We start from the raw sequence: 15798 nt of genomic DNA, 5'->3' as shown, positions 1-15798 counted from the left end.
TCTTTCGTATACCTAAACGCTGACCGCTTAAACCGCAGCCGCTCCGCCAACAATCTCTGACAACTCTTTAGTAATAGCAGCCTGTCGTGTTTTGTTGTACACCAATTGCAATTCACCAATCACATTCTTCGCATTATCTGAAGCGGCCTTCATTGAGACCATTCGTGCAGATTGTTCTGAAGCCATGTTTTCAGCAACAGCTTGATAAATCATTGCTTCTACATAACGCTTGAGCAGGCCATTCAAAATCGACTCCGCATCAGGCTCGTAAATGTAATCCCAAGAATTTCCCGTTTTTTCTTCTGAGGTCAATGCATCCGACTCTAGGGGCAAAAGTTTTTCTAAAACCGGCTCTTGTTTCATTGCATTTACAAAGCGGTTATATGCCAAGTACACAGCATCAATTTCGCCCCGCTCAAACGCTTCCAACTGGGCAGTAATTGCGCCAATCAACACATCCATGTGTGGCGTATCGCCAATTTGAGTCGTTTGAGAAATCAGCTTTGCTTTTGAACGATTCAAAAACTGGAGACCTTTTGAACCGATAGCAGTGTATTCAATATCAATATTACTGCCTTGCATATCGCGCACTTGGTTTGCAATCAGACGCAATACATTGGTGTTTAAACCTCCGCACAAACCTTTGTCTGTTGTAACCAAGATCGTGCCAATTTTCTTTACATCACGAGTTGCCATGTAAGCAGGGCGGAACTCAGGATTTGCTTTGGAAAGATTGGCCACAATTTCACGAATTTTTTCAGCATATGGGCGCGCATTACGCATGCGCTCTTGGGCGCGACGCATCTTCGATGCAGCGACCATTTCCATTGCCTTCGTGATCTTGCGCGTGTTTTGCACGCTCTTGATCTTAGATCGTATCTCTTTTGTGCTTGCCATGATTTATGCGAGTCCTCTTAGAAAGAGGCTGAACGCTTGTAATCCTCAATTGCGGCACGCAAAGCAGCTTCGTCATCTTTGCTCAAGTCTTTGGTCTCTTCAATACGACCAACTAAATCAGCGTATTTTGATTTCAAATGATCTTGCAAGCCTTTTTCAAATGCTAAAACATGCTTTACTTCAAGATCATCAAAGTAGCCGTTGTTCATGGCATAAAGTGAGGCAGCCATTTCCCAAACTTGCAATGGCTTGTACTGTGCCTGTTTGCACAACTCAGTAACACGCTTACCGCGCTCGAGCTGCTTACGAGTTGCATCATCAAGGTCTGACGCAAACTGCGCAAACGCTGCGAGTTCACGATACTGCGCCAAGTCGGTACGAATACCGCCAGACAGCTTCTTAATGACTTTAGTTTGAGCTGCGCCACCAACACGTGACACTGAAATACCGGCGTTAATCGCAGGACGTACGCCGGCATTAAACAAGTCAGTTTCTAAGAAGATCTGACCGTCAGTAATCGAAATCACATTGGTTGGAACGAACGCAGAAACGTCACCAGCTTGGGTTTCAATAATTGGCAATGCAGTCAAAGAACCCGTCTTACCTTTTACCGAGCCATTTGTAAATTTCTCTACGTATTCGGCATTTACACGAGCGGCGCGCTCGAGCAAACGTGAGTGGAGATAGAACACATCGCCAGGGTAAGCTTCGCGGCCTGGTGGGCGACGCAAAAGCAGAGAAATCTGACGGTATGCAACGGCTTGTTTTGTTAAATCGTCATACACGATCAACGCGTCTTCACCACGATCGCGGAAGTATTCGCCCATTGTGCAGCCAGCATATGCAGATAAATACTGCATCGCTGCAGACTCAGAAGCACTTGCCGCGACAACAACCGTATATTCCATTGCGCCTAGCTCTGTGAGCTTGCGAACAACGTTAGCAATAGTAGAAGCTTTTTGACCGATCGCAACGTAAACGCAATAAACGCCTTTACCTTTTTGGTTAATGATCGCGTCAACCGCAACTGCTGTCTTACCTGTTTGACGGTCACCAATGATCAACTCGCGCTGACCACGGCCGATTGGAACCATTGCATCAATCGCCTTCAAACCAGTTTGCACTGGCTGACTAACGGATTGACGTGCAATAACGCCTGGAGCGACCTTTTCAATGAAGTCAGTCAACTTCGTATTGATTGGGCCTTTGCCATCAATCGGCTGACCGAGTGCGTTTACAACGCGACCGAGCAACTCTGGACCAACTGGAACTTCCAGAATGCGGCCAGTACATTTAACCGGGTCGCCTTCTTTAATATGGGTGTACTCACCCAACACCACAGCACCAACTGAATCACGCTCAAGGTTTAACGCGAGGCCAATGGTGTTGTTAGGGAATTCCAACATTTCGCCCTGCATAACACCAGACAGGCCGTGTACGCGGCAAATACCGTCGGTCACTGAAATTACAGTGCCTTCGTTGCGAAGCTGGGAGTCAACGCCCATTTCGCTAATTCGGCTTTTGATCAGTTCACTGATCTCGGAAGGGTTGAGTTGCATTACTTACTCCTGGGTCTTATTTCGTATGTTCTTAATAGGGATAACTTATGCGCCAAGACTTGCTTGCATTTGAGCTAACCGTGCCTTCACGGAGCTATCCAATACCTCATCACCCACTTGAATGCGAACTCCGCCAATCAATGCAGGATCTACTTGGATAGTTGGGCGCAATTCTTTACCCCCAAAGCGCTTCTTCAAACTTGACAACAAATCATTTAGCGCGGACCCCTCTAATGGGAATGCGCTAGTAATCATTACTTCTGCTGCACCTTCGCTCTGATTCTTCATCGCCTCAAATTGACTAGCAATTTCAGGAATGGCTGATAAGCGGTGGTTTTGATTTACCAAACTCAAAAAGCTTGCAATCTTGCCATCCAACTTCGTCTTCACCATGCCAGAGAGCAATTTGCTTAAATCATCTGCAGATACTTTTGGATTGTTTGATAAAACAGCAACCTCTGGCAACGCAGCAAGCTGTGCCAGCTCATTTAACTGCTCTAAACAAGTGGCCAGCTCAGCAGGCTTAGTGCTTTGGAAAAGCGCTTCGGCGTAAGGGCGAGCAATTGTGGCTAATTCAGCCATATCAAAGTTCTGCCTTTAGTTGGTCAAGTAACTGGCCGTGCGCTTTTGCATCAACTTCACGACGCAAAATTTGCTCGGCGCCTTTAACAGCAAGCACGGCAACCTCAGCGCGTAATACTTCACGTGCGCGAGTAACTTGTTGAGCCGCATCTTGTTGTGCTTGAGAAATGATTCGAGTGGCTTCAGCTTGTGCGTTAGCTCGAATTTCTTCAGCTGACATTTGTGCACGTTTTTCAGCTTCCGCAACACGCTGTACACCCTCTTGGCGTGCTTTATTTAATTCTTGCTCAGCTTCATTGCTTGCCAAAGCGAGCGCTTCTTTGCCACGCTCGGCAGCAGCTAAGCCATCGGCAATTTTGCTTGAACGCTCATCTAACGCCTTAACTAGCGGCGGCCACACAAAGCGTGCAACAACCCACCATAAGACGAAGAAAACGATCATTTGCGCGAATAGGGTCGCGTTCAGATTCACGATATTCCTTTCAGTATTGTTGAGAACGGTTGGATGACCCGGTGGTCATCCACGCCAAAACAATTACTTAATAACTGCGAGCAGTGGGTTTGCAAAAGCAAACAACATTGCAACACCAACGCCGATTAAGAACGCGGCATCGATCAAACCAGCCAACAAGAACATCTTAGTTTGGAGTGGCTCCATCAATTCTGGTTGACGTGCACAAGCTTCGATGTATTTACCACCCATCAATGCAATACCCAAACAAGCACCAATCGCGCCGAGGCCGATGATGATGCCGATGGCGATTGCTGTGAAACCTTGAATGTTTGCGAGAAATTGTTGCATGTTGCTGACTCCTGAAGTTAAAGAGATAAGTTAAAAATGAAAAATCTTAGTGATGACTATGCGCTTGCCCGATGTAGACCAAAGTCAACATCATGAAAATAAAGGCTTGCAACAAAATAACCAAAATGTGGAAGATGGCCCAAGCTGATCCAGCAATAACATGGCCCACCAATCCGAACAGGGTTAAATCTAAATTAAATGTCCACACGCTACCCAGCAACGCGATCAACAAGAACACCAACTCACCGGCATACATATTGCCGAACAGTCGCATTCCCAATGAAACACCTTTTGCAAGATACTCGATGATATTTAAAGCGAGGTTAAAGGGAGCTAAGTACCATTTCGCGCCAAACGGGGCAGAAATGAGTTCGTGCAGGAAGCCGCCAAAACCTTTAACTTTGAAGCTATAAAAGAAAACTAATAGCAAGACAGACATAGACATGCCCATCGTTGCATTGAGGTCGGTTGTTGGGACGACTTTATGGTGCGGAACGTGTATCCCAAAACTTTCGATGAAGTGGTTTACACCTAAAACCCAGTCCACCGGAATTAAGTCGAGTGTGTTGAGGAGAATGATCCAAAAAAACACAAACAGGGCAAGCGGGGCGATGTAAGAGCGATCGCCATGAACAATGTTCTTGGACTGCGTCTCAGCCATCTCCACAATTATTTCCACAAAACATTGGAATCGGCCTGGTACACCTGGAGTTGCCCGGCGAGCTGCAATCAATAAAATAAACACAGTGAGTAAGCCCATGAGGGATGCCCAAAAAATAGTGTCTAAATTAATGATGCTGAAATCAACGATGGACGTTTGTGCGCCGCCTGTATTGTTCAGGTTTTGTAAGTGCTCAGAAATATACGCCGTAGGCGTCATTGGCTCTGCTGCCGCGTTGGCTTGGTTTGCTTCGCTAGACATCTCTTAACTAGTCCTTTGGTTCAATCTCATTTAATACCCTTAGCGCCACAACCACGCTAGCCAAACACACTTAAGGGCAAGCACGTAAGTCACCAACAAAGGGACCCAAAGTACGCCCGGGATCAAATATGCAACCCCTAAAAACAGCATCAAAGTAACGACGATTTTGATGAATTCGCCCGAAACCAATGCTGCTAAATAATTTCCTGGATTCAATATCTGCGTTTTTTTTGCTAACTCCAACCTAGTTAAAAACAGGGCTGAAGGCAGGACGCTTATTAAACCACCTAAAAAGGCCGACTGAGTATAAACGCTTACTCCTACCGGCTCCCCAAAAATCGACCAAATCACCATACTGAGTGCGGTAACACCCACTTGTGCGACCAAAATTCTCCAAGGCGACAGGATAGGGTGTTTAGTGGCATTACTAGCTTGCAGCGCCGCCATCTCCTCCTTACTGAATACCCGATATACCTCTTCTTCAGGCTCATCCCAGTCATTACTCTCGGAAAATCGATCTTTTTGAGGAATCAATTTAGCTCCGAGAGTTTAATGTGTGCACTGCAGTAGGTCAAATGTTTTAGGGTCGTTTCCGATGGCTTTTAAGCCTCGACGCCCAGCTTTTTTAACAAAGAATCTAACTCATCAAATTGGCTAAAGCGGATTCTAAGCTCGCCGCCCCTACCTTTAAGTTTAAATTCCGCATTTAGGCCTATTAAATCAGCGATTTCCCGAGTTAAGCGTTGCATATCTGCATCATGGCTTGGCGAACCACCCTCCACCCGAGTTTTAGTTTTTTTGTCCCCAATCTGGCCGCCAGCAAGTGCTAAAGCAGCAGACATCCTCTCGGCTTCGCGAACTGATAGGCCTTGGGCTGCAATTCTTTGCGCCAGGGCAACCTGACTTGCTCCAGGCAATGGCAACAAAGCGCGCGCATGTCCCATGTCAATATCGCCCGCTAAAAGCATCGCTTGCACTGTTTTTGCAAGTTGGTTTAAACGCAATAAATTCGTTACAGCACTACGCGATTTACCCACTGCTTTTGCTGCCTGCTCGTGCGTAAAGCCAAATTCTTCTATTAATCTTGCTAAGCCTTGTGACTCCTCTAGCGGATTCAAATCTTCGCGCTGCATGTTCTCGACTAAGGCCATTGCAGCGGCAACTTGATCGTTTGCTTCAGAAACTAAAACAGGCACCTCTTTTAGGCCGGCTAATGTAGCCGCACGAAAGCGACGCTCGCCCGCAATAATTTCGTATTTTCCAGGAGACACCAAGCGCACCAATAGTGGTTGCATTACTCCTTGCTCACGGATACTTTCAGCCAGCTCTTGTAATGCACCCGCTTCCATTTTTTGACGGGGCTGATATTTGCCAGCTTGCAATGCCGTGAGTGGCAACCGATGAATTTCAGCTGCGGTCTCTTTTTGCGCCTTGTCACCGAGCAATGCCTCCAACCCGCGACCCAAACCTTTTTTCTTTATTACAACCATAATTTTTGTTCCTCGGTTTTACATTTTTTGAATGCGCTCAATCATCTCCGCACCAAACTCTAGGTATGCTTTAGCGCCTCGCGATGACCTATCAAAAGCCACCCCAGGAAGCCCATAGGACGGGGCTTCAGCCAATCGGACATTGCGAGGAATGATGCTCTTAAACACCTTGTCACCAAAATGCTCGAGCAGCTGATCGGAAACTTGCTGTTGCAGTGTCATGCGCGCATCAAACATCACACGCAACAAACCAATGATCACTAAATCCGGATTTAAATTTGCATGGACCTGTTTGATGGTGTTCACCAAATCTGACAAACCTTCTAATGCGAAATATTCACACTGCATTGGCACAATCACACCGTTCGCCGCACACAATCCATTCAAGGTTAATAAAGATAGTGCAGGAGGGCAGTCAATCAAAATAAAATCATAGTCATTCGCAACAAGAGCAAGCGCGTCTTTCAATCTTTGTTCACGAGAATCTAAATCCACCAACTCAATTTCTGCACCAGCTAAATCGCGATTTGCGGGCAACACGTCATAGCCAGAACTCTCGCATCGAAGCGCAGATTCCTTCACTGATGAAAGGCCAATTAAGACTTGATACACCGTGCTATTGAGGTCCGCTTTTTCAATTCCAGAGCCCATAGTAGCGTTACCTTGTGGATCTAAATCCACCAACAGCACACGTTGTTGATGCCCAGCCAAACCGGCGGCCAAATTAACAGCGGTAGTGGTTTTTCCAACCCCGCCTTTTTGGTTTGCAATGCAAAATATTTTGGCCATAATTTTTCTTAATAAGCCCTGCTTTAAAGGGGTAATTTTCTCACGGGGGATAAGACTAAAAGCCGTCTTTCAACCACCAAATTTGGAATCTGCAAAGGCTCATCTGCTACCAGTCGCCAGTCGTCCATACAAACATCCTGAAGCTCTTCGTTGGCCCGTCTTGCTTTCATTGCAAATATCAGACCATCAGGCTTAAGAAGGGGGAGGGAGAGCTCTAGAAAATGGGCAAGGTTGGTAAACGCCCTTGAGATCACCGCATCAAACTGTCCAGGTTGTGATTTAGCCACTGCTTCAACGCGCTCACTTAAAACTTCGATATTCTTTAAACCCAACTTACCGCGCACATGCTGCAAAAATGCCGTTTTTTTACGTATAGCCTCAATCAAAGTCAAGCGCCACTCTGGTTGCAGGATGGCAATCGGGATTGCGGGTAATCCGCCGCCCGACCCAAGGTCTGCGATTTTGGGATTTTGCAAACCCAAAAATTGGCGCATTACTGGTAAAACTGTAATAGAATCAATTAGATGCAGACGGACCGAGTTTGCCTCACCCTCGATTGCAGTCAAGTTGTGGACCCGGTTCCAGCGACTCATTTCCTGTAAAAAGAGCTCTAAATCAAGAATATTGGCTGGACTGAGATTGAGGCCTAAGCCCTCAATCCCCAAGGACACCAAGTCACTGCTCATGGACTTCTTCTTGAGTGCGCCCTAAGCCCTTTTTAAGATGGACTAGCAGCAAAGAGAGGGCCGCAGGGGTAACGCCGGAAATTCTGCCTGCTTGGCCTAAAGTGCCAGGCTTATGCAAATTGAGTTTTTGCTGCACCTCTTTGGATAAACCTAGAACCTGGTTGTAATCCAAGGCCTCTGACAGGGGGAAATTCTCGTTATGCTCTTGCCGAGCAATCTCAAGTGCCTGCCTATCTATATAACCCTGATATTTAATAGAAATTTCTACCTGATCACTAATTTGCTGCGCTAAACCCAGATCATCGTCCAGCGTTCCTGGTGACCATAGACCATCCGCCAGGCCGGTAACAGCGCCATAAGTTACGCCTGGGCGCCTCAGAAGGTCGGCTAAGCTACATTCGTGTGATAAATCCTGGCCCAAAAGCTCTGAAACAGCATTGGCTGACTCATGTTTTGGACCAATCCAAATCTCCTGTAAGCGAGATGTTTCACGTGAAACAGCCTCCTGCTTCCTGCAGAAAGTGTTCCAACGGTAATCACCCACTAAACCAAGCTCACGACCAATAGTGGTTAGGCGCAGATCAGCATTATCTTCACGCAGACTTAAGCGATATTCCGCCCGGCTGGTAAACATCCGATAAGGCTCCTGGACACCCAAAGTAATGAGGTCGTCCACCAAAACACCAATATAAGACTCGCTACGCTTAGGCAACCAAGGCGCCTTGCCCTGAGCCGATAAGCCTGCGTTAATACCAGCCAGCATACCCTGAGCCGCAGCCTCCTCGTAGCCAGTTGTGCCATTAATCTGGCCCGCAAAATAAAGCCCTGCAATTGCTTTGGTCTCTAAACTATGGCGTAAATGGCGTGGATCAAAGAAATCATATTCAATGGCGTAGCCTGGGCGAACAATCACCGCAGACTCAAGGCCTCGAATACTGCGCACTAAGCTCCACTGGACGTCAAATGGAAGGCTGGTAGAAATACCGTTTGGGTAAAACTCATTTGTTGTTAAGCCCTCAGGCTCTAGGAAAATTTGGTGGCTGTTTCTGGAAGCAAAGCGATGAATTTTGTCTTCGATAGAGGGGCAGTAGCGCGGACCAACACCCTCGATAACGCCCGTGTACATTGGAGAGCGATCCAAGCCGCCCCGAATAATGTCATGCGTTTGTTCATTGGTGTGTGAAATCCAACAGGGCACTTGTTTTGGATGTTGCTCTGGACGGCCCAAATAAGAGAAAACAGGTACGGGATCCAAATCACCGGGTTGCTCAAGCATGACCGAGAAATCAATCGTTCGGCCATCAATGCGTGGCGGGGTTCCGGTCTTTAATCTTCCCTGAGGGAGCTTTAGCTCTTTTAACCTGGCGGATAGGGAAATTGCAGCAGGGTCTCCAGCACGACCACCAGCATGATTATTTAAACCTACATGAATCTTTCCATCTAAGAAGGTGCCAGCTGTAAGCACCACCTTCTTGGCCATAAACTTTAGACCCATTTGGGTAACCACACCCTGAACCTCGTCACCCTGAACCAACAAATCATCCACCGCAGCCTGAAACAGGGTGAGGTTCTCTTGGTTTTCTAAGCGTCGACGGATAGCCGCCTTATACAAAACCCGATCGCCCTGGGCACGAGTCGCACGAACAGCTGGACCCTTGCTTGAGTTAAGGATCCTAAACTGAATACCCGCTTCATCGGTAGCAGCTGCCATAGCGCCGCCCATAGCGTCGATTTCTTTAACCAGGTGGCCCTTACCAATACCGCCAATTGAGGGGTTGCAGCTCATAGCACCCAAGCTCTCAATGCTGTGGGTAATTAGTAGGGTGTCGCATCCCATGCGCGCAGCCGCAAGGGCGGCCTCAGTTCCAGCGTGACCGCCGCCGACAACAATGACATCGAAGTTCTTTGAATAGCGCATGATTTGCCTCAGATAGGGCGATGATCATAGCATTTTGTAGGTTTCACGTGAAACAAATATGCCAAGAGATCAAGTATATTAATAGTTTATATTGTAAGTCGTTGATTTAAATGATTATTTATAAAAAACTAAGGGGTGTGGTCTAACTCATTTACTTATTTTGAGATAACCTTGAATGGCTAATTTGGCTGCCTCATCCAATACATCCATAGGAACTCTTTGGGCACCCTGAACAATCATCAAGGCATAAGGCTTTGCGAGCGCTGCAGCCTCCGGACATAGATGCAGCTCCTCACCAACTGCCGGGGATTGGCCGCGCCAGTAGTTAATGGCGGCCTCTAGGTCCTGAATACTAACAAACACCATTTTAAAAAATTATTTACCGTCAAGGGAAAGCATTGTGCCGCGACACTTTTTTGCACCACAACGACACTCATAATCTTTCTTCATTTGCTTTGTAATGCGGCCCTCGACCCCAAGGGAATAGTCGTAGAAAAGCTCCTCACCCAACTTTAAATCGCGTTTCGCATAAATAAATACACGGGGCTTACCATCAAATTCATCTTCTCGTGTTTCACAACTTGGTTTACAAGAGTGATTAATCCAGCGTGCAGCATTCCCACCGTACTTAGCATCAATACAGCGACCATCTTCGAGAGAGAAGTAGAAGGTGTGGTTCGGATCTTTTGGGTCATGTGGGTGACGCTTTTCCGCCAACTTCCAACTAATGCGCTCGCCCTTGTATTCAATAATGGCATCGCCTTTTTTAATCGGCTTCGCGACAAAAACACCCTTGCCATGAATAGGGGATGATTTCACCGCGATACGAGACCGATCAATTTTTGGCGCCACTAATTTCTTTTTACTCATTTAATTAAACATCCAAGTTACGAGCAATTAGGGCGTTTTTCTCAATAAAGGCGCGACGTGGCTCAACCTCATCACCCATTAGAGTAGTAAAGACTTGGTCTGCAGTAATTGCATCTTCAATTTTTACTTGTAGCAAGGTACGTGATCCAGCATCCATGGTGGTTTCCCATAGTTGAGAAGGATTCATTTCACCAAGGCCTTTGTAGCGTTGACGACTCAGAACACGCTCAGCTTCAGACAATAACCAAGCAAAGGCCGCCCTAAAATTCTGAACAGATTGTTCTTTTTGATTTTTATCTGGATCACCTCGACGGACCTTTGATCCCGGTAATACTTTTCCGGACAATACGGCGGCTGCATTCGAAAGACTTTGATAATCATCACCATGAACAAAGTCTGAGTTGATTGCAGACAGTTTTAAGTTGCCATGAATGCGACGTGACAACAACAACTTAAAGCGATCTGTACGCTCTTCTTTTTGCACAATAATTTCTGGAGGAAGCGCCAAAGGGTTTAGCGCATCATCTAACGCAATCCGCAAACGTACTGCAGATTCCTGTGCAGATGCCTCGGTATCGAGATTTAATTGCGTACCAGACGCAATAGCACGCAAGGCGTCTTCATCAATGTTGCGTGATAAACGATCAACAATGGATTGAATCACCTGATAGTGTGTAGCCAACTCACCGAGTGCGGCGCCCTCAATAATCTCTCCTGAGGGGGTTTGAAGTGAGGCTGACTCTAAGGCAATTTTTAGTAAAAGTTGGTTAAGTTCAGCATCATCTTTAATGTACTGCTCATTTTTACCAAACTTCACCTTATATAAAGGTGGTTGAGCAATATAAATATGTCCGCGCTCAATCAGCTCCGGCATTTGCCTATAGAAGAAAGTAAGTAGTAGGGTGCGGATGTGGCTACCATCAACGTCCGCGTCGGTCATGATAATAATGCGGTGGTAGCGCAATTTATCGGCCTTGTACTCTTCAGCACCAATTCCAGTACCAAGCACGGTAATCAATGTAACCACCTCTTGGCTTGCCAACATTTTATCGAAGCGTGCCTTCTCAACGTTTAAGATTTTTCCTTTAAGCGGAAGAATTGCTTGGAAGCGACGATCACGGCCTTGCTTTGCAGAGCCCCCCGCGGAGTCTCCCTCAACAATAAACAATTCGGATTTGGTTGGATCCTTTTCTTGGCAATCAGCTAATTTTCCAGGAAGACCCAAGCCATCTAAAACTCCTTTACGGCGAGTCATGTCACGCGCTTTACGCGCAGCTTCACGCGCGCGCGCGGCATCTACGATTTTCCCGCACAAGATTTTAGCGTCAGCTGGTCGCTCTTGTAAGTAAGCGCTAAGTGCCTCTGCAACAATTTCCTCTACCGGTCCACGAACTTCGCTGGACACTAATTTATCTTTCGTTTGGCTAGAAAATTTCGGCTCCGGTACTTTGACGGACAACACGCAGGCAAGGCCTTCGCGCATATCATCACCAGAGATTTCTACTTTGGCTTTTTTAGCAACTTCATGCTCATCAATATATTTATTGATCACACGTGTCATTGCTGCGCGTAACCCTGTTAGGTGGCTACCGCCATCCCGCTGAGGAATGTTGTTGGTAAAACAAAGAACTTGTTCGCTGAAGCTGTCATTCCACTGCATCGATACTTCAGCTGTGATGTTGCCACCCAAGTCTGATGGGCGAACACCTTCTGCATAAAAAATATTGGGATGTAGAACATTTTTTGTTTGATTGATGTATTCAACAAAACCCCGAACCCCACCTGAAAATGCAAAATCCTCTTCCTGGCCGGAGCGCTGATCAATTAGTTTGATGTGCACACCGTTATTCAGGAAAGATAATTCACGAATACGTTTTACGAGAATCTCGTAATGAAACTCGACATTTCCAAAAATTGTCTCGTCAGCTAAAAAGTGAACTTCAGTGCCGGACAATGCCGTATCGCCAGTAATGGTGATTGGGGAAACAGCAACACCATCCTCTGTTGTGATGTTACGGTTTTGAATAACGCCACGGGCAAATTCCATGTAATGGGCTTTACCATCACGGCGAATAGTAAGCTTCAACCATTTAGAAAGTGCGTTTACACAACTAACACCAACACCGTGCAATCCGCCAGACACCTTATAGCTATTTTGATCAAACTTACCGCCAGCATGTAATTCAGTCATCACAATCTCAGCCGCACTTCTTTTTGGCTCATGCTTATCGTCGTATTTAATGCCGGTTGGAACACCCCGACCGTTATCAACAATAGATATGGAGTTGTCGGTTTGAATGACGACAGTAATTTCAGAGCAGTAACCCGCCAGAGCTTCATCAATCGAATTGTCTAAAACTTCGAAAACCAGATGATGTAAACCAGTTCCATCAGAGGTGTCTCCAATGTACATGCCTGGGCGTTTACGAACTGCCTCAAGACCTTCTAAGATTTGGATCGATGATGCACCATACTGCTCAACTACTTTTTTTTCTTCAGTCATTTTTTTCTAAATTAAATACGCATTGGCATCACAACATACTTGAAGTCTTCGGAACCAGGAAGAGTAACAACCGCGCTACTATTGGCATCACCTAAACTAATTTGAATTTTTTCATTCTTTAAGTTTGCTAAGACATCTAACAAATAACTCACATTGAAACCAATTTCAACAGTATCGCCACTGTATTCAGTTTCAATTTCTTCTTGGGCTTCTTCTTGTTCGGCGTTGGTCGATTGAACAGTAATTCGGTTAGGTGACAAAGAAAAACGTACACCCTTAAATTTATCGGTTGTCAAAATGGCGGCGCGCTGAAGTGCTGATTGCAACACATCACGCCCAACCACCAGTGAATTTTTATGCCCTTTAGGTATTACTCTTTGGAAATCAGGAAACTTACCCTCTACTAATTTTGAGATCAACTCAATATCACCAAATGTAAATTTAACCTGATTAGCTGTAAGACTTATTTCCAACATCTCATCAGAATCTTCTAGCAAGTGTTGACATTCAAGAATGGTCTTGCGAGGAATAATGATTTCCTGCCTTTGTCCGGAACCTATGGGAGCTTCCATTAACTCAACCTGGGAGTATGCCAAACGATGACCATCTGTTGCAACAGCAATGACTTGTTTGCCCTCAATAACCAACAACATACCATTGAGGTAATAACGAATATCTTGCTGCGCCATTGCAAAATGAGTTTGGCTAACTAATTGACGAAAACTTTTTTGAGTCATCTTCCAATTCGCCGTAACCTCACCAACACTTTGCATTACAGGGAACTCTGTAGCTGATAGGGTTTGCAAAGAAAAGCGACTTTTACCGCTCTGAACAACCAATTTACTGTCTTTCAGATTGAGTGAAACCGGCCCTTCGGGGAGGGCGCGCAAAATGTCTAACAGCTTTCTTGCAGCCACGGTAGTGGTGACATCCTCCTCACCAACCCCAAAACTGGCATTAGTTGTTATTTGAATTTCAATATCAGTGGAGATAAAAGATACCTTGTCGCCCTGCTTCTTAAGTAATAAGTTTGCCAGGATGGGCAAGGTATGACGACGTTCAACAATGCCACTAACAACTTGAAGTGGTTTTAACAAACTGTCACGTGAAGTATTTACGAGTTGCATTGCTTTTAAATCCTTGTATATATCTTATTAGTAGTAGTAATAAGGCTCGTTATTTCGGTGGATAAGTCAAAAACTCTATATAAAACAACCCACTAAAACTGAAAAACTCTGTGGAAAACTTTTGTATAAGCGCTGCATAAATATTGGATAACTTTTTATCAACACCCTATTTTTGCATGAAGCACAAGATTTCCACAACTTATCCACACACTATCCCCAAAGTTGTTCATTAAGCTATCAACAGCCTTATCCACAGGCAAAAGACTTAAGATTTCAGTGTTTGCTCAATAACATGAATTTCATGGTTAAGTTGACCATCACGGGAGCGCTCTTCACTAATCTTCCGAACTGCATGTAAAACAGTGGTGTGATCACGTCCACCAAATAGCTCACCAATCTCTGGAAGACTCTTTTGGGTCAACTCTTTGGCCATAAACATCGCAATTTGACGTGGACGAGCAATATTTGCTGGACGCTTTTTGGAGTACATGTCCGCAACCTTAATACTGTAAAAATCGGCCACCGCTTTCTGGATGTTATCAACTGAAATCTGTCGGTTTTGAATTGAAAGTAGGTCTTTTAGGGCTACTCGAGCCACATCAATCGTGACCTCTTTGCCGTGGAAGCGCACAAACGCCAAAATCTTCCTGAGCGCCCCCTCCAACTCTCTCACATTGGACCGGAGGTGTTTCGCCACAAAGAAAGCAACATCCTCACTCATGGGGATTCCCTCGCTAAGCGCTTTTTTCATTAGGATGGCTACCCTCATCTCGAGCTCTGGGGGTTCAATGGCTACAGTAAGGCCAGAGTCAAACCGAGAAATCAAACGATCATCAATACCAGCCATCTCTTTGGGGTACGTGTCGCTAGTAATAATGACTTGAGCCTTGTTACTTAAAAGCGCCTCGAAGGCATAGAAAAACTCTTCCTGGGTTCTCGATTTCCCGCTAAAAAACTGAATATCGTCAATGAGAAGCAGGTCAAGCGAGTGGTAGTAACGCTTAAAGCGATCAAATGCTTTTTGTTGATATGCCCTAACCACGTCCGAAACATACTGCTCAGCATGGATATAGCGGATCCGAGCGTTAGGTTTTTCTTTTAAAAGGTGGTTTCCGATTGCATGTATTAGGTGTGTCTTACCAAGACCAACACCCCCATACAGAAACATGGGGTTGTATGAGGTGCCTGGATTATGGGCAACCTGAATGGATGCAGCTCTGGCTAACTGATTGGCTTTACCAGTTACAAATGTTTCAAAAGTTAGGTTCGGGTTGAGTTTAGAGTGATCCTCAATCTCAAAAGCCTGCTCCTCTGTGGAGGTGGTGTCCAGACTAACCAACGCCTCTTGGGATTCAACCTTTTCTTGGGGGGCAACGGTTTGTGCTGTTGGGGTGGTCGCACCCTCAACACTAAGTACGAAGTTTAATGTGACTGGGCTACCAAAATATTGGTCCGCCATCTCTTGAAAGCGATCTGCGAAAGTCTTCTTAATCCAATCAAGCTTAAATCTGTTAGGGGCTCCTATGATGAGTGATTGCTCACTTTCTTCATAAGAAACCAGATTTAGTGGTTGTATCCAGGTCTTAAATTGCTGTGGGGAGAGTTCGCGCGCCAGCATACCTAGTGCGTCATCCCAAAACCTCAGTGGGCTAA

16 protein-coding genes are annotated in these 15798 nt (G+C 45.7%); all 16 read right to left on the bottom strand.

Annotated features, from left to right (window positions below):
• Positions 1–27 precede the first annotated feature (27 nt).
• On the bottom strand, positions 28–897 hold the full coding sequence (atpG, locus tag DN92_RS00080; protein WP_173959365.1) for a F0F1 ATP synthase subunit gamma: 870 nt from the start codon (positions 895–897) through the stop codon (positions 28–30).
• 17 nt (positions 898–914) lie between these two features.
• A complete protein-coding gene (gene atpA / locus DN92_RS00075) occupies positions 915–2456 on the bottom strand; it encodes a F0F1 ATP synthase subunit alpha (protein WP_173959364.1) in 1542 nt (513 codons plus the stop codon).
• Between the two features lie 45 nt (positions 2457–2501).
• On the bottom strand, positions 2502–3038 hold the full coding sequence (locus DN92_RS00070; protein ID WP_173959363.1) for a F0F1 ATP synthase subunit delta: 537 nt from the start codon (positions 3036–3038) through the stop codon (positions 2502–2504).
• A gap of 1 nt (position 3039) precedes the next feature.
• Positions 3040–3510: a F0F1 ATP synthase subunit B gene (locus DN92_RS00065; protein ID WP_173959362.1), complete on the bottom strand. Its 471-nt coding sequence runs from the start codon at positions 3508–3510 to the stop codon at positions 3040–3042.
• A gap of 63 nt (positions 3511–3573) precedes the next feature.
• Positions 3574–3840 carry a F0F1 ATP synthase subunit C gene (atpE, locus tag DN92_RS00060; RefSeq protein WP_012357116.1) on the bottom strand — a complete coding sequence of 89 codons (267 nt, stop codon included), beginning with the start codon at positions 3838–3840 and terminating at the stop codon, positions 3574–3576.
• 46 nt (positions 3841–3886) lie between these two features.
• Positions 3887–4762, bottom strand: a complete 876-nt coding sequence (atpB, locus tag DN92_RS00055; RefSeq protein WP_173959361.1) for a F0F1 ATP synthase subunit A — start codon at positions 4760–4762, stop codon at positions 3887–3889.
• 39 nt (positions 4763–4801) lie between these two features.
• Positions 4802–5296: an ATP synthase subunit I gene (locus tag DN92_RS00050; RefSeq protein WP_173959360.1), complete on the bottom strand. Its 495-nt coding sequence runs from the start codon at positions 5294–5296 to the stop codon at positions 4802–4804.
• Between the two features lie 68 nt (positions 5297–5364).
• A complete protein-coding gene (locus DN92_RS00045; protein ID WP_173959359.1) occupies positions 5365–6252 on the bottom strand; it encodes a ParB/RepB/Spo0J family partition protein in 888 nt (295 codons plus the stop codon).
• An 18-nt stretch (positions 6253–6270) separates the two neighbouring features.
• Positions 6271–7041: a ParA family protein gene (locus DN92_RS00040; RefSeq protein ID WP_173959358.1), complete on the bottom strand. Its 771-nt coding sequence runs from the start codon at positions 7039–7041 to the stop codon at positions 6271–6273.
• A 23-nt stretch (positions 7042–7064) separates the two neighbouring features.
• On the bottom strand, positions 7065–7727 hold the full coding sequence (gene rsmG, locus DN92_RS00035) for a 16S rRNA (guanine(527)-N(7))-methyltransferase RsmG (protein ID WP_173959357.1): 663 nt from the start codon (positions 7725–7727) through the stop codon (positions 7065–7067).
• Entirely contained in the window at positions 7717–9645 is a 1929-nt protein-coding gene (gene mnmG / locus DN92_RS00030) for a tRNA uridine-5-carboxymethylaminomethyl(34) synthesis enzyme MnmG (protein ID WP_173959356.1), read from the bottom strand. Before mnmG ends, rsmG begins: the two co-directional genes overlap by 11 nt.
• 147 nt (positions 9646–9792) lie before the next feature.
• The gene (locus tag DN92_RS00025) at positions 9793–10011 is read right to left on the bottom strand and encodes a DUF3717 domain-containing protein (protein ID WP_173959355.1); all 219 of its coding nucleotides are present in this window, start codon (positions 10009–10011) and stop codon (positions 9793–9795) included.
• A 9-nt stretch (positions 10012–10020) separates the two neighbouring features.
• On the bottom strand, positions 10021–10515 hold the full coding sequence (locus DN92_RS00020) for an SET domain-containing protein (protein ID WP_173959354.1): 495 nt from the start codon (positions 10513–10515) through the stop codon (positions 10021–10023).
• A 4-nt stretch (positions 10516–10519) separates the two neighbouring features.
• The gene (gene gyrB / locus DN92_RS00015; protein WP_173959353.1) at positions 10520–13018 is read right to left on the bottom strand and encodes a DNA topoisomerase (ATP-hydrolyzing) subunit B; all 2499 of its coding nucleotides are present in this window, start codon (positions 13016–13018) and stop codon (positions 10520–10522) included.
• A gap of 11 nt (positions 13019–13029) precedes the next feature.
• Positions 13030–14145 (bottom strand): DNA polymerase III subunit beta, encoded by a 1116-nt coding sequence (gene dnaN, locus DN92_RS00010; protein ID WP_173959352.1) that lies wholly within the window; start codon positions 14143–14145, stop codon positions 13030–13032.
• A 265-nt stretch (positions 14146–14410) separates the two neighbouring features.
• The gene (gene dnaA, locus DN92_RS00005; RefSeq protein ID WP_173959351.1) at positions 14411–15763 is read right to left on the bottom strand and encodes a chromosomal replication initiator protein DnaA; all 1353 of its coding nucleotides are present in this window, start codon (positions 15761–15763) and stop codon (positions 14411–14413) included.
• Positions 15764–15798: the final 35 nt, after the last annotated feature.

Source organism: Polynucleobacter arcticus, from assembly GCF_013307205.1.
GTDB classification, from domain to species: Bacteria; Pseudomonadota; Gammaproteobacteria; order Burkholderiales; family Burkholderiaceae; genus Polynucleobacter; species Polynucleobacter arcticus.
The sequence above is the reverse complement of the archived record's forward strand: the minus strand, read 5'-3'. Positions and strand labels throughout refer to the sequence as shown.

Bases quoted from the DNA above. Each gene is read 5' to 3' on its own strand.
- atpG (WP_173959365.1), bottom strand. From the start codon at position 897: ATGGCAAGCACAAAAGAGATACGATCTAAGATCAAGAGCGTGCAAAAC.
- atpA (WP_173959364.1), bottom strand. From the start codon at position 2,456: ATGCAACTCAACCCTTCCGAGATCAGTGAACTGATCAAAAGCCGAATT.
- DN92_RS00070 (WP_173959363.1), bottom strand. From the start codon at position 3,038: ATGGCTGAATTAGCCACAATTGCTCGCCCTTACGCCGAAGCGCTTTTC.
- atpE (WP_012357116.1), bottom strand. From the start codon at position 3,840: ATGCAACAATTTCTCGCAAACATTCAAGGTTTCACAGCAATCGCCATC.
- atpB (WP_173959361.1), bottom strand. From the start codon at position 4,762: ATGTCTAGCGAAGCAAACCAAGCCAACGCGGCAGCAGAGCCAATGACG.
- DN92_RS00045 (WP_173959359.1), bottom strand. From the start codon at position 6,252: ATGGTTGTAATAAAGAAAAAAGGTTTGGGTCGCGGGTTGGAGGCATTG.
- DN92_RS00040 (WP_173959358.1), bottom strand. From the start codon at position 7,041: ATGGCCAAAATATTTTGCATTGCAAACCAAAAAGGCGGGGTTGGAAAA.
- rsmG (WP_173959357.1), bottom strand. From the start codon at position 7,727: ATGAGCAGTGACTTGGTGTCCTTGGGGATTGAGGGCTTAGGCCTCAAT.
- mnmG (WP_173959356.1), bottom strand. From the start codon at position 9,645: ATGCGCTATTCAAAGAACTTCGATGTCATTGTTGTCGGCGGCGGTCAC.
- DN92_RS00025 (WP_173959355.1), bottom strand. From the start codon at position 10,011: ATGGTGTTTGTTAGTATTCAGGACCTAGAGGCCGCCATTAACTACTGG.
- DN92_RS00020 (WP_173959354.1), bottom strand. From the start codon at position 10,515: ATGAGTAAAAAGAAATTAGTGGCGCCAAAAATTGATCGGTCTCGTATC.
- gyrB (WP_173959353.1), bottom strand. From the start codon at position 13,018: ATGACTGAAGAAAAAAAAGTAGTTGAGCAGTATGGTGCATCATCGATC.
- dnaN (WP_173959352.1), bottom strand. From the start codon at position 14,145: ATGCAACTCGTAAATACTTCACGTGACAGTTTGTTAAAACCACTTCAA.
- dnaA (WP_173959351.1), bottom strand. From the start codon at position 15,763: ATGCTGGCGCGCGAACTCTCCCCACAGCAATTTAAGACCTGGATACAA.